At 73.7% G+C, this 17,918-nt stretch carries 15 protein-coding genes; 8 read left to right on the plus strand and 7 right to left on the minus strand.

The window, feature by feature from the left end:
* The first annotated feature begins 110 nt into the window (after positions 1-110).
* The 3 genes from ACZ7IF_RS10460 to ACZ7IF_RS10470 all read left to right on the plus strand — a co-directional run bounded on the left by ACZ7IF_RS10460 (position 111) and on the right by ACZ7IF_RS10470 (position 2,463).
* Positions 111-854, plus strand: coding sequence for a GOLPH3/VPS74 family protein (locus ACZ7IF_RS10460; protein ID WP_470966293.1), 744 nt, complete (start codon positions 111-113; stop codon positions 852-854).
* Positions 855-1,144: 290 nt separating this feature from the next.
* Positions 1,145-2,029 carry a helix-turn-helix domain-containing protein gene (locus ACZ7IF_RS10465; protein ID WP_470966297.1) on the plus strand — a complete coding sequence of 295 codons (885 nt, stop codon included), beginning with the start codon at positions 1,145-1,147 and terminating at the stop codon, positions 2,027-2,029.
* Positions 2,030-2,250: 221 nt separating this feature from the next.
* Positions 2,251-2,463: a DUF397 domain-containing protein gene (locus ACZ7IF_RS10470; RefSeq protein WP_125817612.1), complete on the plus strand. Its 213-nt coding sequence runs from the start codon at positions 2,251-2,253 to the stop codon at positions 2,461-2,463.
* Between the two features lie 107 nt (positions 2,464-2,570).
* Here the strand turns inward: ACZ7IF_RS10470 and ACZ7IF_RS10475 are convergent, their stop codons facing one another.
* Complete coding sequence (locus ACZ7IF_RS10475; RefSeq protein ID WP_470966305.1) at positions 2,571-3,425, minus strand: hypothetical protein; 855 nt, start codon at positions 3,423-3,425, stop codon at positions 2,571-2,573.
* A 128-nt stretch (positions 3,426-3,553) separates the two neighbouring features.
* On the opposite strand from ACZ7IF_RS10475, the gene ACZ7IF_RS10480 reads away from it, so the two are divergent.
* On the plus strand, positions 3,554-4,804 hold the full coding sequence (locus ACZ7IF_RS10480; protein ID WP_470966309.1) for an aminotransferase-like domain-containing protein: 1,251 nt from the start codon (positions 3,554-3,556) through the stop codon (positions 4,802-4,804).
* On the opposite strand, the gene ACZ7IF_RS10485 is transcribed toward ACZ7IF_RS10480, so the two are convergent.
* Positions 4,801-6,561, minus strand: a complete 1,761-nt coding sequence (locus ACZ7IF_RS10485) for an AMP-dependent synthetase/ligase (protein ID WP_470966314.1) — start codon at positions 6,559-6,561, stop codon at positions 4,801-4,803. The genes ACZ7IF_RS10480 and ACZ7IF_RS10485 overlap by 4 nt on opposite strands.
* A gap of 117 nt (positions 6,562-6,678) precedes the next feature.
* Between ACZ7IF_RS10485 and ACZ7IF_RS10490 the strand changes: the two genes are divergently transcribed.
* Positions 6,679-7,689: an AraC family transcriptional regulator gene (locus ACZ7IF_RS10490; RefSeq protein ID WP_470966317.1), complete on the plus strand. Its 1,011-nt coding sequence runs from the start codon at positions 6,679-6,681 to the stop codon at positions 7,687-7,689.
* Between the two features lie 210 nt (positions 7,690-7,899).
* Positions 7,900-9,057, plus strand: a complete 1,158-nt coding sequence (locus tag ACZ7IF_RS10495; protein ID WP_470966321.1) for a lipase family protein — start codon at positions 7,900-7,902, stop codon at positions 9,055-9,057.
* A gap of 28 nt (positions 9,058-9,085) precedes the next feature.
* Here the strand turns inward: ACZ7IF_RS10495 and ACZ7IF_RS10500 are convergent, their stop codons facing one another.
* Positions 9,086-10,633, minus strand: a complete 1,548-nt coding sequence (locus ACZ7IF_RS10500) for an alpha/beta hydrolase (RefSeq protein ID WP_470966325.1) — start codon at positions 10,631-10,633, stop codon at positions 9,086-9,088.
* Positions 10,634-10,723: 90 nt separating this feature from the next.
* A complete protein-coding gene (locus tag ACZ7IF_RS10505; RefSeq protein ID WP_470966328.1) occupies positions 10,724-12,598 on the minus strand; it encodes an AMP-dependent synthetase/ligase in 1,875 nt (624 codons plus the stop codon).
* A gap of 209 nt (positions 12,599-12,807) precedes the next feature.
* Between ACZ7IF_RS10505 and ACZ7IF_RS10510 the strand changes: the two genes are divergently transcribed.
* Positions 12,808-13,566 carry an LppU/SCO3897 family protein gene (locus ACZ7IF_RS10510; protein WP_470966333.1) on the plus strand — a complete coding sequence of 253 codons (759 nt, stop codon included), beginning with the start codon at positions 12,808-12,810 and terminating at the stop codon, positions 13,564-13,566.
* A 21-nt stretch (positions 13,567-13,587) separates the two neighbouring features.
* On the opposite strand, the gene ACZ7IF_RS10515 is transcribed toward ACZ7IF_RS10510, so the two are convergent.
* The 3 genes from ACZ7IF_RS10515 to ACZ7IF_RS10525 form a co-directional block, all read right to left on the minus strand.
* Positions 13,588-15,132, minus strand: a complete 1,545-nt coding sequence (locus tag ACZ7IF_RS10515; RefSeq protein WP_470966337.1) for a DUF4153 domain-containing protein — start codon at positions 15,130-15,132, stop codon at positions 13,588-13,590.
* A 265-nt stretch (positions 15,133-15,397) separates the two neighbouring features.
* Positions 15,398-16,174: a fibronectin type III domain-containing protein gene (locus tag ACZ7IF_RS10520; protein WP_470966341.1), complete on the minus strand. Its 777-nt coding sequence runs from the start codon at positions 16,172-16,174 to the stop codon at positions 15,398-15,400.
* A 32-nt stretch (positions 16,175-16,206) separates the two neighbouring features.
* On the minus strand, positions 16,207-16,848 hold the full coding sequence (locus tag ACZ7IF_RS10525) for a hypothetical protein (RefSeq protein ID WP_470966346.1): 642 nt from the start codon (positions 16,846-16,848) through the stop codon (positions 16,207-16,209).
* 439 nt (positions 16,849-17,287) lie between these two features.
* Between ACZ7IF_RS10525 and ACZ7IF_RS10530 the strand changes: the two genes are divergently transcribed.
* Positions 17,288-17,869 (plus strand): hypothetical protein, encoded by a 582-nt coding sequence (locus ACZ7IF_RS10530; protein ID WP_470966353.1) that lies wholly within the window; start codon positions 17,288-17,290, stop codon positions 17,867-17,869.
* The last annotated feature ends 49 nt before the right edge of the window (positions 17,870-17,918 follow it).

Genomic DNA, 17,918 nt, shown 5'->3' on the forward strand with positions numbered 1-17,918 from the left:
GCTAGACGAGAACGACATAGCTACTGGTTCCCCGACAAAGCGAACAGGCGCTCTCGACAGATGAATGTGAGAGGCGTCACCCTGTCACTCATCCACGCGGGGAGGCATGGATGGGCAGGAGCCGCAGAACAATTCCGGAGGAGCTTCTGCTGCTCGCTTTGGACCCGGCCACGGGTACCACGGCGCAGCCGCAGTCGCTCGACCTCGGCCTGGCCGGGGCACAGCTAGTGGAGCTGGCTCTGGCAGGACGGATAGCCCCTGACGGGGATCGTATCGCCGTGGTGATGCCACGGCCGACAGGAGATCCGACTCTGGACTCCGCACTGGAACTGCTGCGCAGGCGCGGCAGCCCGGTACGGGCCGTCCACTGGATCGGCGGACCCCGGCTGGGGCTCCGCCAGATTTACCTCGCGCACCTGGAGCGCTGCGGCATGGTGCATGCCGTCGCGGGACAGATGTGCGGGGTGCTGCCGACGACTCGCTACCAGGCGACGGACACGGCGATCAGCCGGGAGATCCGTGCCCGGCTCGACAGTGCGATCCGCACCGGCGTACCGCCGGACCCGCGGACCGCGGCGCTCGCCGCGCTGGCCCACGCGGTCGGACTCGGCAAGCACCTGTACCCCGGCAACGAGGGGCGGTCGTCCAGGTCCCGGCTGCGGGACCTGATCCGGCACGACCCGATGGGCGGTCTCGTCGCGCACGCCGTGATGGACGTCCAGAACGGCGTGGCCGCACAGCCGCGCCGCGACCGCGCCGCACAGCCGCAGCCGGCCGTCCGGGCCACGGCGACCGGCGGAGTTCCGCTCCAGCCGCGCCGGACGGGTGCGATGGCCCGCGCGGCCGCGCACTGAGCGACGGCACGGGTACCCGTACCACCCGCATGACCCGCACGACCCGCGACACCCCTTGATCCGCCAGCGGGGCACAGATCCACCGAACCACCGACACCGCGGCCGGAGGTCCCCCAAGACCCGGCCCCGGAGCCGCCCGGACGCGGGGTGGCGAGGCCGACGAGACGGCTTCGCCACCCCGCGTGCCGCTTTCACGCGTTCCCCAGCGCCGTCGCACCCTTCGGTGGCAGTCTGCTGAACACCAGACACTCAGCGAGACAGCGACAGAAGAAGGCGGAGGTGCCGTCCACGTGGCGTCCAATGTCAATCCCACCGTCCGACGCCGCCGACTGGGCATGGAGCTGCGCAAGCTCCGCGAGGACAAGGGCATGACGGCCGAGCAGGTCGCCGAGCGCCTCCTCGTCTCCCAGTCCAAGATCAGCCGTCTGGAGAACGGCCGCCGGTCCATCAGCCAGCGCGACGTCCGCGACCTGTGCGAGGTGTACGAGGTCGAGGACCCCCGGCTCGTGGACTCCCTCATGCAGATGGCCAAGGACTCCCGCCAGCAGGGCTGGTGGCACGCCTTCGGGGAGATCCCCTACAGCGTCTACATCGGCCTGGAGACCGACGCGGCCAGCCTGCGCACCTACGAGCCCCAGATGGTCCCCGGCCTGCTCCAGACCCCCGAGTACGCCCAGGCGCTGATCCGCGGTGCGCTGCCCGAGACGGCGCCCGCCGATGTGGAGAAGCGCGTCCAGGTGCGCATGCACCGCCAGAAACGGTTGTCCGAGACGGAGAACAACAATCCGGACGTGGGTCCGCTGCGCCTGTGGGCGGTCATCGACGAGGCGGCGCTGCGCCGGCACGTGGGCGACCCGCAGTTGATGATCCGGCAGCTGGAGTACTTGATAGAGCAGTCGCAGCAGCCGTACATCACCGTGCAGGTGATGCCCTTCACGATGGGCGCCCATCCGGGAATGAACGGGCAGTACGCAATTCTGGAATTCCCGGACGCGTCGGACTCGACGGTCGTCTACATCGAGGGCGTCACGAGCGATCTGTACCTGGAGAAGGCCAACGACGTCCAGAAATACAGCGTGATGTACGAGCACCTGCGCGCCCAGGCCCTCAACGTGGACCAGACCCGGCAGTTCATCTCCGAGATCATCGAGCAGCACGCGGGCAAGGCGAACTGACCGCGGACTCCGCGGAGCGGCGGGAAGCGGACGGAAGTGGTGAGGGGGCCAGCACGGTACACCGTCGGTCCCCGGCCACATAAGGCCTGAATGGAATATGCCACCCGGTCGAGTGAATGCCTCCTTCGGCCATCGGGAGCTGCCGGTAGCGTCGATCACGTCGGCCGGGGATATCCCCGGCCGACACGCAACCGGAACTACTCGCTGAACCGGAGAAGAACATGGCTATTCGTCAGGGCGGCACGGAAAACTGGACCAAGTCCTCCTACTCCGGCGGAAACGGGGCCTGCGTCGAGGTCAAGTCCCCCGTCACGCAGGCCATCGCCGTCCGCGACTCGAAGGTGCAGGACGGTCCGTCCCTCACCTTCGCGCCGGGCTCCTGGACCTCCTTCGTCACCGGTGTGGTCGAAGGCGGACTGGGGCACCTCGCCTGAACCGTCCGAACCCCCCACACCGCAGCACCCCGTACGGAGCCCTCTCGACCGGCCCGCCGTCCTGGCCGAGGGGGCTCGGCCGTGTCCACCGCCGCTCCCGGCGGCCGTCAGCGCAGCCGGTCCACGTACCGGTCGGTGCCCGGCACCGTCGGGACGAACGGCGCGACCAGCTCCACCCGCCCGAGCCCCGACTCCGCGACCTCCGCGTCCAGCCCCTGGAAGCGGTCCCAGCAGGTGCGCGGGTCGGCCTCCAGGAACCACAGCAGCGTGAGCCGGGTGCCGACCCCCTCGACCTGCTTGACGTAGGTCATCCGGTCCCCGGGCAGCGGGGTCGGCCGGAAGACCGTGACCATCGCCGCCGGTGAGCCGTGCAGCCGCCGCGGCAGCGCCCGGGAGCGCAGCCACTCCAGCAGCTCCGCCCGCCGCTCCGGCCCGTCGGCGTCGACGACCTGGAGGACCAGCCCGGCGTACGGGTGGTCGAGGGCGTGGAAGTCCCGGGGGCCCGCGGCCCCGTCGCGGTAGACCGTGGCCTCGTGGTCCTGGAAGGCCGTGAAGACGTGCGTGCGGTCCTGGTAGACCCGGCCGTCGCGGTTCAGCCGCTTGTTGATGCCGACGGTCCACTTCATGTGCTCGTCGTAGCGGCCTTCGGTGACCCAGTACGTCGACATGTAGCAGCCGGCGGTGACGGGCTGGGCGACCGCCGACTTCTCGGGGTAGCGCAGCTCCTGGAGCTCGCGGGTGGCCACCCAGCGGCGGCCGGCGTACATCCAGGGCATGGCCATGGCACCGGCGTAGTAGTGGTCGTCCTCGTACCAGCGGTTGTACGCGTACTCGTGGCCCGGGTGCGGTTCCACCATGGTGATCAGGGCGTGGCCGGGGCGGACCCCGTACGGGCCGACGGCCGCGAGCTCCGCGTAGTCGCCGGCCCGGGTGTCTTCTCGTTCCCGCTCTTCTCTCGTCATGGCACCGGTGTATCTGATGCCACGTCAGTTGTGGAGGGGGCGTGCGGTGTTCAGCCACCGGAAAGGTAGCTGCCCTCTGCACCTTTCCCCGTTAGGCTGCGGCCACCCGCCACCGAAGGAGCCGCCCCATGCCCCCGAGCACCGCCGCCGCCACGCCCGCCGGATCCGGGCCCGCCACCGCCGCGACCGCCGGGCCCGCCACCGCTCCGCCCGCCTTCGCCGCGCGTGCGCGCGCCGTGGGCGGTTCGCCCGTGCGGGAGATCCTCGCGCTCACCGAACGCCCCGGGGTGATCTCCTTCGCCGGGGGCCTGCCCGCGCCCGAGCTCTTCGACACCGAGGGCCTGCGCGCGGCGTACGACGCCGTCCTGACCGGCGCCGGAGCCGCCCGGGCCCTCCAGTACTCCACCACCGAGGGCGCCCCCGAACTGCGCTCGGCCGTCGCCGCCCGGGCCGCCGCGCGGGGCCTGGCCACCTCGGCGCGGGACGTCCTGGTCACCACCGGCTCCCAGCAGGGGCTCACCCTCCTCGCCGCCACCCTCCTGGAGCCGGGCGACACGGTGCTCGTCGAGAACCCCACCTACCTGGCGGCCCTCCAGTGCTTCGCCCTGGCCGGGGCCCGGGTCATAGCCGTGCCCTGCGACGGGCAGGGCCTGCTCCCCGACGCCCTCGCCGAGATCACCGCCCGGGAGCGGCCGAAACTGCTCTACACGATCCCCACCTTCCAGAACCCGACCGGCCGCACCCTGCCGGGAGACCGCCGGGCCGAGGTGGCCCGGACCGCGGCCCGGCTCGGGCTGTGGCTGGTGGAGGACGACCCGTACGGCGACCTCCGCTACGAGGGCGCCCACGAGCCCTGGATCGCCGCCCACCCGGGCGCCGAGGACCGCACCGCCCTGCTCGGCAGCTTCTCGAAGGTGATGGCCCCGGGGCTGCGCCTGGGCTGGCTGCGCGCCCCCGCCGCCCTGTACCGCGCGGCGGTCGTCGCCAAGCAGGCGGCGGACCTGCACACCTCGACGGTGGACCAGCTGGCCGCCGCCCACTACCTCGGCGCCCGGGACCTCGACGCCCACGTCGCGCGGGTCCGGGACGCCTACCGCGCCCGCCGCGACGCCCTCCTCGCGGGACTCGGGACGGCGCTCCCGGCGGGCTCGGAGTGGAACCGCCCCGAGGGCGGCATGTTCGTGTGGGCCCGCCTCCCCGAGGGGTACGACGCGGGGGCCCTGCTGAAGTCCGCCGTCGGGCACGACGTGGCGTACGTGCCCGGGGCCCCCTTCTTCACGGGCACCCCGGACCCGCGCACGCTGCGGCTGTCGTTCACCACGCACACCCCGCAGGAGATCACCGAGGGCCTGGCCCGGCTGCGGCTCGCCCTCTCCTAACGGGACGGGGCGTACAGCTCCTCGATCTCGGCCGCGTAGCGCCTGGCCACCTCCGCGCGGCGCACCTTCAGCGTCGGGGTGAGGGTGCCGGCGCCGACCGACAGCTCCTCGTCCAGGACGCGGAAGGCCCGGATGCGGGCCGGGCGGGAGACGGTGGCGTTGGCCGCGGCGACGGCCGCCGCCACCAGCTCCCGCACCGCCGGGTGCGCGGCGGGGGCCGGGCCGAGGTCCAGGGACTCGCGGGCGGCCCAGGCGGCGACCTCCTCGGCGTCCAGGGTGATCAGGGCCACCGGGTGGGGGCGGCGGTCGCCGATCAGGACCGCGCGCGAGACGAAGCGGGAGGCGGTCTGGACGGCGAACTCCACCTCGGTCGGGGTGATGTTCTTGCCGGCCGAGGTGATGATCAGCTCCTTCTTGCGGCCGGTGATGGACAGGAAGCCGTCGGCGTCCAGTTCGCCCAGGTCCCCGGTGTGCAGCCAGCCGTCCGCGTCCAGGGCCCCGGCCGTCGCGCCGGGGTTCGCGTGGTAGCCCGGGAAGACCATCGGGCCCCGGGCGAGCACCTCCCCGTCCGGGGCGATCCGCACCTCGCAGCCCGCTATCGGCCGGCCCACCGTGCCGTACCGGACGGCGTCGGGGTGGTTGAGGCTGATCACCCCGGCCGACTCGGTCATCCCGTAGCCCTCGAACACCCGGATCCCGCAGGCGCGCAGGAAGTCGAGGGTGGCGGGGGCGATCGGGGCGCCGCCGGTCAGGGCCCACTTGAGCCGGCCCCCGAAGGCGGCCCGGACCAGGGCGTAGAGGGACTCCTCCGCCGCCTCCCACGCCGGGCGCAGCTCCCGCGGCAGGGCCCCGTCGGCGGCGAGCACGCCCAGCCGGACCGCCTCGTCGAAGCGCTCCCGGCCGCCCTCCCGCCCCTCCGCCAGGCCCAGCACCACCGCGTGGACCTTCTCGAACAGCCGGGGCACCGACGGCAGGTGGGTCGGCCGGGCCCCGGCCAGTTCCGCCACCACGTCCTCGACCCGGCCCCCGAAGTAGCACAGTTCCCCGCCCTCCAGCAGGGTGGTGAACTGGATCAGCTGCGCCAGCAGGTGCGCCAGCGGCAGGTACAGGTACGTCGAGTCGCCGGGCCCGCCCTGGACCAGGGGGAGGGTGGCGTCCTGGATGGCCCCGAGGTTGCCGTGCGTGAGCCGGCAGCCCTTGGGCAGGCCCGTGGTACCGGAGGTGTAGACGATCGCGGCGTCCGCCGCGGGGGTCACGGCGGCGGCCCGCGCGGCCAGTTCGGCGTCCGGAGCCTGCGCGTCCTTCGGGGCCGCCGCCCCGGCCCGTACCGCCCCGTCCATGCGTACGACCGCCCGCAGCGCCGGCAGCTTCGGCCGCAGCGCCTCCACCCGGGCCGCCTGGGCCGCGTCCTCGCAGACGGCCACCACCGCCTCGGAGTCGGAGAGCACCCAGGCGATCTCCTCCTCCCCCGCCGTCGGGTACACGGGCACCAGGACCGCGCCCGCCGCCAGGATCCCGAAGTGGGTGTACGTCCACTCGGGCCGGGTCTCCGCGAGCACCGCCACCCGCTCCCCGGCCCCGACGCCCAGCCCGAGCAGGGTGCGTCCGGTCTCGCGTACGGCGGCGCCGAGTTCGGCGTACGTACGGGTCTCCCAGCCGTCGCGCTCCGGAGTGCGGAAGCGGAGCGCCGTGGCGTCCGCGTACCTCTCCTCCGTCCACTGGGTGAACACCGCCAGCGTGCTCGGACGACCGTCCATCGCTTGCCCTCCCGGGATAGGTGACCCCCGATGGTGGGCACGCCCGGCCCCCGCCCGGCATGACCGGAAGCGTCACCCCCGCTGACCGCAGCGCTCATTGGGGCTACCGTCGAAGCCATGGGGAGGCGGACGATCACCGTGCACCACGTGCGGGCCGTGCTCGCGGGGGCGCGGCGCGCCGGCTTCGACCTGGTGCCGCTGCTCCAGGAGGCGCAGATCCCGCCACTGCTGCTCGGCGACGACCGGGCGCGGATCACGCCCGCGCAGTTCGCGCGGCTCTTCCGGGCCCTGTACCGGACCACGCAGGACGAGTTCCTCGGGCTGTCCGCCGTGCCGAGCCGGCCGGGCACCTTCGCGATGATGTGCCACGCCTGCCTGGGCTGCCGGGACCTGGGGGCGGCCGTGGAACGGGCGGCGGCTTTCTACGGGCTGTTCCCGGGCGGGCCGGAGCTGGCCCTGGAAACCTCGGACGGGCAGGCCCGGTTCACCGTCCGCAACGACTTCGACGGGGACGAGGAGCGCTTCCTGACCGAGTGCGTCCTCGCGATCTGGCACCGGCTCTGCAGCTGGCTCGTCGGACGGCGGATCCCCCTGGTCCACGCCGCCTTCGCCTATCCCCCGCCGCCGCACCGGGACGAGTACGACACCCTCTTCGGCTGTCCGGTGCGCTTCGGGTCCGGGCGGACGGAGGCCGTCTTCGACGCGCGCTGGCTGACCGCGCCGCTGGTGCGGGACGAGGCCGCGCTCGACGCGATGCTGCGCCGTGCCCCCTTCGACCTGCTGTCGCGCCCCGAGTACGGGACCACGGTCGCCGAGCAGGTGCGCCGGACCCTGACGCGGCGGCTGCGCGGCTCGCCGCGGCTGCCCGAGCTCGGGGAGGTGGCGGCGCGCCTGGCGGTGTCCCCGGCGACGCTGCGGCGCCGGCTGCGGCAGGAGGGGACCTCCTTCCAGCAGCTCAAGGACGACGTGCGGCGGGACGCGGCGATCGCGGGGCTGGCCGAGGGCGGGGAGCCGATCGCGGAGCTCGCCGCCCGGCTGGGCTTCTCGGAGGACACCGCCTTCCACCGCGCGTTCCGCCGCTGGACGGGGACGACGCCGGGGGCCTACCGGATCGCCTCGGGCGGGTAGCGCGGGGGCGCGGGCGCCCGCGCGGCGGCCGGTCACGGCTTCGTGCTGCCCCCCCTGTCGGGGCGTCCGGCCGCCCGGCGGTGGCGCGGCGGGCGGGGGGTGGGAGCCCCGGTCAGGAAAGGTGAGCTTTCCGGTCAGCGACATGCCGACCGGTCGGTCACTAACGTCGCCTCACCTGCCCCCACCCCCACGCACGTTGGGAGATCCGCCATGCGTCTGCGCAGCACCGCGCTCGCCGCCACGGCCGTACTGTCCGCCCTGGCCTTCGCCGCCCAGATCCCCGCGGCCACCGCCGAGGAGGCCTCCGAAGGCCGCCCCGGCGACATCGTCGGCAGCGCCCCCTCCGCCTTCCACCCGCTGCCCGGCCAGCCCACCGGCACCAAGGCCTGGAAGGTGCACTACCGCTCGACCACCGCCGACGGCGCACCGAACGTGGTCTCGGGCACCGTCATCGTCCCGCAGGACGGCCGCACCGGCCCGCGCCCGCTGATCACGTACGCCGTCGGGACCGTGGGCCTGGGAGACTCCTGCGCGCCGAGCGGCAACCTCCCGAACGGCACCTCCATGGAGGCCAACCTCATCCAGCAGTACACCCAGCGCGGGTGGGCCGTGGCCGTCACCGACTACGAGGGCCTCGGCACCCCCGGCGTCCACACCTACACGGTCGGCCCCTCGGCGGGCCACGCCATGCTCGACGCCGCCCGCGCCGCGATCCGGCTGCCCGGGACCGGGCTGTCCGCCGACACCCCGGTCGGGATCGTGGGCTACTCGCAGGGCGGCCAGGCGAGCAGCTGGGCGGCCGAGCTGCAGGGCTCGTACGCCCCCGAACTGAAGGTGAAGGGGACGGCGACGGGCGGTGTCCCCGCCGACCTGATGAAGGTGGCCGCCTTCAACAACGGCTCCTACGGCTCCGGGCTGATCTTCATGGCGGCGGCCGGCCAGGACGCGGCCTTCCCCGAGCTCAAGCTCGACTCGTACCTCAACCCGGCGGGCCGGGCACTGGTGGCCGGGATGAAGGAGAACTGCGTGGCGGTCGACGCCGTCGCGGGCTCCTTCAAGCGGATCTCCGACCTGACCACCCGCGACCCGCTCGCGCAGCCCGACTGGCAGGCCCGCCTGGACCAGAGCCGGCTGGGCCGGACCGCGCCGGCCGCGCCCGTGCTCCAGTACCACGCGCTCGGCGACGAGCTGATCCCGTACGCGGTCGGGCGGCAGCTGCGCTCGGAGTGGTGCGCGCGGGGCGCGGACGTCCAGTTCGACACCATCGTGCTCGGCGAGCACGTCAGCGGGGTCATCACGCACTCCCCGGCGGTCGGCGACTGGCTGGCGGACCGCTTCGCGGGCCGCGCCACCCGCCCGGACTGCTGAGCCGCCGCACCGTTCCCGCCCCGCCGGTTCACTCCCCGGCGGGGCAGGAGCGCGTCCCGCCCGGCAGCTTCCCGGCGGTCAGGAAGTCGTCGACGTACCCGCGTACGCAGGCGGAGGCGGCGTAGCCGGTGTGCCCGTCGCCCTTGTGGTCGATCACCACCGCCGAGCCGAGCCGGCGGGCCGTCTCCTCGGTCCACTCGTACGGGGTCGCCGGGTCGCCGCGCGTGCCGACGAGGAGCATCCGGGGCGCTCCCGGGTGGTCGATGCGGCGGATGAAGTCGGTGCCGGCGGGGCGGCCGTAGCAGGACAGCACGGTCATCAGCTGGCCCGGCCCGAAGACGGGGGAGGTCCGGTGGAACTCGTCCCGCAGGTCGCGGATCTCCTGCTCGACGGCCTCCGGGCTGGCCCCGTCGTTGCTCCGGTCGGGGTCGTCGGCGCAGTTCACGGCGGTGAGGGCGGCCTCGGCGTTGTCGTCGGGGATCTTGGCAGGGCCGTCGACGGGCGGTGATTCGGCCGGGCCGTCCAGTTCCGTCAGCGGGACCGGGTCGCGGTCGCGCTCCACGCGGGCGAGGGCCTCGGCGAGGTCGGGCCACAGGCTCCTGGAGTACAGGGCGGCCCCGATGGCCCCCACCGCGTCCTGGCCGGTGAAGTGGGAGCCGTCGTCCCCGACCAGCGGCTGCTCGTCGAGCCGTTCGACCAGGGCCTCGACCTTCTCGCGGGCGGTGCGGGTGTTGGTGCCGTAGACGCAGTCGTTCTGGTGGGCGCACCAGGCGAGGAAGTTCTCCAGGGCCCGCTGCTGGCCGCGTGCGGAGACGAGGGCCTGCTCGGTGAGCGGTTCGGTGAGGGTGTCGACCCCGTCGAGGACCATCCGGCCGGTCCGCCCGGGGAACTGGGCGGCGTAGACGGCGCCGAGCCGGGTGCCGTAGGAGAAGCCGAGGTAGTTGAGCTTCTTGTCGCCGAGGGCCTCGCGGATGCGGTCCATGTCCCGGGAGACGTTGACGGTGCCGATGTACGGGAGCACGGGCCCGGAGTGCAGCGCGCACCGCTCGGCGACGGCGCGGAGTGCGGCCAGCTGGGAGGCCGCGTCCCCCGGCGCCTCGTCGCCGGTCTCCTGGGAGCCGCCGCAGGAGACCGGGGTGCTGAGGCCGACGCCGCGGGGATCGAAGGCGACGATGTCGTAGCGCTCGCCGAGCTTCGCGAAGGGCTTGGGGTCGGCGGCCAGTGAGGCTATCCCGGGGCCGCCGGGGCCGCCGAAGTTCAGCAGCAGGGAGCCGAGGGGCCTGCGGCCGGGGGCGGTGGCGGGGATGCGGGCGACGGCTATCCGGGTGGTGCCCTTGGCGGGGTCGGCGTGGTCGAGGGGGACGGTCACCTCCGCGCACCGCATCGCCGCGGGCACGCGTTCGAGGGGGCAGTCCCCCCAGCGTATGCGCGGGCCGGTCTCCGTGGCGGCCGCCGGAACCGCGGGAGCGGCGGGAGCGGCGGGGGCGGCGGGGGCGGCGGTGAGGGACGCGGCCAGCACCACCGCGCAGGCCGCGCCTGCCGCAGAGGCAGCGGTACGGGGACGGGGACGGGGCATGCGCCCTCCTCGGGTCGCCCCCCGGACCGGTCGGCCCAGCCCACCATAAGCGGGCCCCGGCGCCCCCGCCCCTCGGGACGGCCGCCCGGGTCAGGCGGTGCGGGGCGCCCGGTACAGCTCGTCGATCTCGCTCGCGTAGTCCCGGGCGATGGCGCCGCGCTTGAGCTTCAGGGAGGGGGTCAGGTGGCCCCGCTCCTCGCTGAACTCCCCCGGCAGGACGGTGAAGCGGCGGATGGACTCGGCCCGTGACACCAGCTTGTTCGCCTCGTCCACCGCCCGCTGGAGCTCGGCCAGCAGCTCCGGGTCGGTGACCAGCTCGCGGACGGGCACGCCCTGCTTCTTGTGCATCTGCCGCCAGTGGGCGAGCCCGTCCGGCTCCAGGGTGACGAGGGCCGCGATGTAGGGGCGGTTGTCGCCGATCACCAGGCACTGGCCGACCAGGGGGTGGGCGCGCAGCCAGTCCTCCAGGGGTGCGGGGGCGACGTTCTTGCCGCCCGAGGTGATGATCAGGTCCTTCTTGCGGCCGGTGATGGTCAGGTACCCGTCGGCGTCCAGCTCGCCGATGTCCCCGGTGGCCAGCCACTGCCCCGGCTGGTGGGCGGCCACGTTCCAGTACCCGGCGAAGACGTGCCGGCCGCGCAGCAGCACCTCCCCGTCGTCGGCGATGCGCACCGCCGTCCCCGGCAGGGGCCAGCCGACGGTGCCGAGCCGGGGGCGCTGGGGCGGGGTGACGGTCGAGGCCGCGGTGGTCTCCGTCAGCCCGTAGCCCTCGAAGACGTCGATCCCCGCGCCGGTGTAGAAGGCGGCGAGGCGCCGCCCGAGGGGGGAGCCGCCGCTGAGGATGTAGCGCACCCTGCCCCCGAGGGCGGCCCGGATGCGGCGGTAGACGAGCGGGTCGTACAGGGCACGGGCGGCCCGCAGCCCCATCCCGGGCGCCTTTCCTTCCACGGCCTCCCCGTACTGCCGGGCGATGCGGGCGGCCCGGTCGAAGGAGGCGGCCCGGCCCATCTTCTCGGCGGTGGCGCGGGCGGTGTTGTAGACCTTCTCCAGTACGTAGGGGATGGCGAGCAGGAAGGTCGGCTGGAAGCCGGCGAGGTCGGCGAGCAGTTCCTCGGTCCGGATGCTCGGCGCGTGCCCCAGCTTGACCCGGGCGCGCAGGCAGCCGACGGCGACCATCCGCCCGAAGACGTGCGAGAGCGGCAGGAACAGCAGGGTGGAGGCGGGGTCCTTGCTCACGGACCGGAAGACGGGGTGCAGCAGCTCCACGGCGTTGTCGACCTCGGCGTAGAAGTTGCCGTGGGTGAGCACGCAGCCCTTGGGCGTGCCGGTGGTGCCGGAGGTGTAGACGAGCGTGGCGACGGAGTCGGGCGTACGGGCGGCCCTGCGCGCGTGCACGATCGCGTCGGGGAGGTGTTCCCCGGCCTTGACGAGCCGGGCCAGCGCGCCCGTGTCGAACTCCCACAGGTGCGCGAGCCCGGGGAGGTGGGCGCGCTCGGCGCTGATCAGCCGGGCCTGGACGGTGTCCTCGACGGCGCAGGCCACGGCCCCGGAGTCGTGGATGATCCAGCGGGCCTGGAGGGCGGAGGAGGTCGGGTAGATGGGTACGGTCACCAGGCCCGCGGCCCATCCGGCGAAGTCGAGCAGCGTCCACTCGTAGGTGGTCCGGGCCATGATGGCGAGCCGGTCGCCCTCCGCGAGCCCCTCGGCGATCAGCCCCTTGGCGACGGCGAGGACCTCGCGCGCGAACTCGGCGGCGGTGACGTCGCGCCAGGTGCCGTCCCGGTCCTTGCGGGCGAGCACGGCCTCGCGGGGGGCTTCGCGGGCGTTCTGGAACGGTATGTCCCCGAGGGACCCGCTCGCGGCCGGCCCGGCGAGCGGCGGCACGGACACCTCGCGCACCACCCCGCCCACGATCGTCTTGACGGGCTCGACGGGCTCGACGGGCTTCGGCTCGGCTGCGTCCACGGCGTTCTCCTCGGTCGGCCCGGTGTTACCGCCGGTAATCTACGCACGCCCCCGCACCCGGGACCACCCCTCGTACACCATCTCCCCGTCGGCTCCACACCCCGTCGACGGCGTGCACACGTCGGCCCCGCATGCCGGAACGCCTGCGTCAGCGGGCCCGTACCGGGCAGAATTCCCCGCGGGTCCATCCCCACCCCTAGGAGCAGCCGGTGTCGCCGTCCCAGGAAATCGAGCTGACGCTCACCCCCGCACAGGCCGCCACGGGAGTCGTCATCCCCGTCACCCTGCCGGCCGGCCCCCAGCGCCTGCGCATACCCCCGGCCCGCAACGGCGACCTCGTCCGGGCCCGCGTCGGCGAGACCGAAGTCCTCATCCGCATACGGGTGTCCGGCCCTCCGGCACCACCGCCGACGACGACCCCGCAGCCCGCCCCGGGGGGCAAGAGCGGGGCCGTCGGGTGCCTGGTGGCGTTCGGGGTGGTGGCGGCGCTGATCACCGGCGTCGCCCTGGCCACCGCCGACGACGATGACTCCGCCACCACGGCGTCGTCATCCCCCACCGCCGGGTCGACGTACACCCCGTACACCCCGCCGACGTACACCCCGCCGACGTACAGCCCGCCCACGTACAGCCCACCGACGTCCGCGGAAACCTCCGCGCCCGCCCCCGACCCCACCCCGGCCACGGAGGAGGCCCCGCGCCCCTTCGACACGGGCACGTGCCTCAACGGCCAGCTCCCGGACTCCACCACCGCGCAGACCGTCCACGGCGTGAAGGAGGTCTCCTGCTCGGCCTCCGACGCCCACTACCGGGTCATCCAGCGCTTCCCCGGCACCCACGACATGAGCCGCTGCGACGAGAACCCCCGCACCGAGTACGGCTTCTCGTACCAGTACACGATCAACGGCAGCGTCATCAACGAGTACGTCTACTGCCTCATCGGCATCGGCTCCTACTCCCGCGCCTGACGCCCGGTAGCCGCCCGCCCCCTACTCCACGCGGCTTCCGTACGCGCCCAGTCGGCCGCACTCCGTGACCGTCGCCGTGACCGGGCGCTCGCGCAGGATCCGGCGGGCGCGGTGTTCGCCCAGGCTCGTCGCGTACCAGGGGGCGTCGGCCGCGCGGCGCAGGTCGGCTTCGATGCCCATCAGGGCGCAGGAGCGGCGGGGTTCGGGCAGGCGGTCCAGGTAGGGAGCGGCGTCCGACGACAGGTCGCGCAGGTAGGCGAGGTCCAGCTTGTTGTCCTGCTGGTAGCGGGCGACGTTGTACTCCGCGATGATCCCGTCCGGCGAGGCCAGTCCGAAGGCCAGTACCGTCGCCGCCGCGCTGCCGACCACCGCGCGGGCCAGCCAGCGCCCGCCCGCGATCCCGGCCGCCATCAGCAGCACGATGACCAGGCCCAGCCACAGTTCCATGGTCACCACCGACAGGCGCAGCCTCGTCAGGCCGTACGCGTCCACGTACAGGTCCATCCGGCGCACCGCCGACGCGACCACCACCAGGGTCAGCAGGCACAGCGTGCCCAGTACCGAGCGGACCAGGCGCCGGTCGCCGGCCCCGCCGCGCGGCGCCCAGCGCAGCGCGAGTGCGATGACCGCGAGGACGAACAGCGTCGCCCAGAGGAGCTGCCAGAATCCCTGGCGCGCGTACTGGGCGTACGTGAGGCCCGTGCTCTCCAGCACCTTGTCGTAGCCGCCGAACAGCACCGCCAGCTGCACCGCGTTGAACCCGGCGAAGAGCAGGTTCAGCACGATCAGCGGCAGGCTCCACTCCACCCGGGAACGCGCCTTCCACTGCCGGGCCTTGACCCGGTCCCAGCGGTGCGGGGCCGCGGCCGTGCGGGCGGCGGCGAGCGCCAGGACCGCGCCGAGCAGGAAGAGCAGGAACCGGAACGGCCCCTCCCCCACCGAGACGTCGGGCAGCAGGCCGCCGAGCAGGTCCGCGAAGGCCGCGTCGGCGGAGGCGAACAGCGCCCCGAAGACGAGCAGCAGGACCGCCGCCACCAGCGTCGCCTTGACCACGGACAGCCAGCGCTCGCGGCCCGCGCCGCCGCCGCGCGACCGTACGCCCGCCCAGGCCCAGCCGACGCCGGTGACCGCGCTGTCGAGGAAGCCGAGCGGGGCGAGCAGTACGCCGGGCCAGCCGCGGGTTCCGTGCAGGGCCAGCGCGGCCAGCAGCACGGCGGCGAGGATCGCCAGCGTGGCGGGCCAGGCGGAGTCCCGCAGTGCCGGGACGGCGAGCAGCGCCACGCAGCCGGCCGCCCACAGCAGGCTCCAGGGGCGGGCCTTGCGCCCGGCCGCGCGGGCGGCGGCGTACGCGGCCACCATGGCGGGCAGCACCGCGAGCAGCAGCCCGGGGCCCATGCCGTCCCCGAGGACGACGGCGGTGGTGAGGCCGGCCGCGAGCACGGCGACGAGGGTGGCCGTGTGGATCGGCGCGGCCTCGGCGGGCCGGATCCGGCGCCACATGGAGTTCGCGGCGCGCGCGGCGGCCGCCTCCCGGGCCTGCTGCTGGCGCAGCCGGAGCTGCTCCATCTGCCAGTGGTGCCAGGCCGCCGGATCGTGCCCGGCGAATCCGGGCGCGGCCGGCGGAGGCGGAGGCGGCGGAGTCGGCCCAGTCGGCCGAGTCGGCGGCTGGGCGGGCCCGTCTGGTTTCGCCTGTTCTGGCTTGTCGGCGTGGCCGGCGTGCTCGGACATCGGGTCCCTCCCCTGTTGCGGAGCCGTCAGCGTAGGCCCGCACCCCCATGTTTTGAACACATTCAACTCATGCTTGTGGCAGGACCGTGACAGACCGCGCGGATCAGGCGCACTCGGAACGGGCGTTGACCGGGGTCCAGTCCGACGAGCCGACGAGGTTGACCGCCCGCACCTGGAAGCACTGCCTGTCCGCGGGCAGTCCGGTCCAGGTGAGCGAGGTGCTGTTCGGGGTCACCTTCTTGATCTGCCCGAGGGTGCTGTTGGAGATCTCGTACCACTTCTCGTCGGTCGCCTGGTCGCTCCACTCCACCACCACGCGCGTGGGGTCGGCGGCGTCCCTCGTGGCGACCACGTTCGACGGCTCGGCCGGACTGCCGATGCCCATGCCGGCGGCGGCGGCGTGCTTCAGGCTGAAGTTCGCCCGGGCGTAGTCGTCGGAGCCGGCCTCACCGTTCTCGGTGGCCAGTTGCCAGTTGGTCAGGCTCTGCCCGGGCCTGAAGCCCGTCTGTATGCCCTGGTCCTCGCCGTCGAGGTCGTTGTTGAGGCAGTCCGAGCCCTCGAAGAGCTGGAGCGTGGGGGAAACCACCACCATCTCGTCGGATCTGAGAGTGACCCGCACGTTCAGGATCCCGCGGGTCTCGCCGCCCACGCACGACTCCCGGGTCATCGTGTCCGTCGGCCTGTCATGGCTCAGCTTGGTCTCCTTGAGGACGGAGATGGTCCTCGTGGTGCGGCCCGAACCGAGGCTCGGCGCGTCCGACACCGTGAGGCTTCCGGTCATGGTGATGACGTGGGTGCTGGCCGCCTCGGCGGGCGGGGCCGTCCACAGGCACACCAGGGCAAGTGGTACGGCCGCGGTCCCGGCGGCAGCGCGTCGCATCCTCATCGTCCTACCTCGCAATCACCACGCGGTCATTTGTTCAGGCAGTTCTCGCGGTACGCCTCGTCGAAGGCGGTGTCGTAACCGAGCGCGTAGCCGTTCTGGAAGGCGATGACCAGCGGGTCGGGCTGCTTGGGGGGCACCAGACGGGCGTGGGTGCGCGCGAGGAGGCACGCCTTGCCCTCGTCACGGCCCCAGGCCTCCCCGGAGGACTTCCCCGCGGCGTACATGCTTTCCTGCGTCTGCTGCGGCGGTGGCGGCGGCTGCTGCGGCTTCGGGTTGTTCAACGCGTCGCACGCGGCCTTGTTGGCCGCCGCCGACTTCGCATAGGACTGGTCGTACCCGTACTTGTAGCCCTCGGCCTTGCCCTGCACGAACGGAGTGGGGTTGGGCGGGACCAACGGCGGTAGCGTCTTGCGGCAGACGGGCGGCTTGCCGTCGCGGTTGCCGGCGCTGGAGCCCTGGGTGTAGCCCTCGCGGCAGCCGCGGTGGTACGGATCCTGACCCTGCGTCAACCCGTGGCAGACCGAAGGGGCGCTCACCGGAGCGGCCGTGGTGGCCGGCACGGCGGGCAGCGGCCGGGCGGCGGCGGGTACGACCGTCAGCAGCACCAGCGCGGGAGTGGACAGCACGGCGAGCGGGCCGAACGCCCGCCGCCGGAGGTGGCCGGTCATGGTCGCCCTCTCGGACGGGTGGATCCGGCCCGGCCCGGACGTCTCGGCCGGGGCACGGCCCACGGGCGGTCCCCGGGCCCGTGGTCGGGTGCCGGAACCCAGGCGGGCGCAGGGCGTGACCACACCATTTTATGCGCCCGCACGCCGACGCGCCCGGGCGCGGGACGCACCGCAACGGCGCACGCCGACAAGGGGTTACGCAGGTCGCCGACCGTGCAACGGCCACCGGCCGCAGGCCGGCCCGGCTCCGGTCGACAGGCCCGGGCGGAGGGGGGACGATGGAAGGGACGGACTGCCTCCGGGGCCGGTCGTCGCGCGTCGAGCGCACCCGCCCCCGCGTACGGCTCCGGCCTTCAACGACCGCGTGCCGTTGGGCGTCGCCCCTCGAGCGATCCCGCCCCGGTCACGCCCCCCTCCCGCCCCCGAGGTGAGGAACGACATGAACCAGCGCACCCGTACCACTCTCTTCATCCCGCTCGCGGCCTGCTCGCTCGCCCTCGGGCCGGTCACCGCCGCATGGGCCACGACCCCGCAGGCGGCCCCCACGGCCCAGTGCTTCGTCGAGGCCAAGGCAGGTGACGCGACCAAGGTGATCGTCACCGGCGAAGGGTTCGACAAGACCAAGGGCAAAGTGATCGTCGACCGCTCCGACGGCGACGGCGGAAGCCTCGTCACCGCGGGCGACGACGGCAAGTTCACCGCCCCCGACCTGCCCGCCGGCAAGTACACCGCTTCCCAGACGGACGGGGCCAAGGCGACCTGCCTGGGCGGCCAGGAAGCACAGGACGCGGTCAACAAGAACTTCATCGACAACGAGCGCAAGCGCGGCACCCGTGAGGGCTTCACCGACGGCAAGGAACTGGGACAGTCCGGCGTCTGCGACGCCGCGCCGAAGCCGAAGCTGAAGAACCTCCAGGGTCTGACCGCCGACAACGAGGCCAAGAAGAAGGCCGACGAGGCCTACACGAAGGCCTACACCGCCGCGTTCGACTCCGCGATCAACAGGTACTGCACCGACTGACCCGTTCCCCCGCAGATCCTCAACACCGGACCGGCCGGGCCCGCACGCG

Source organism: Streptomyces sp. NPDC037421, assembly GCF_055602105.1.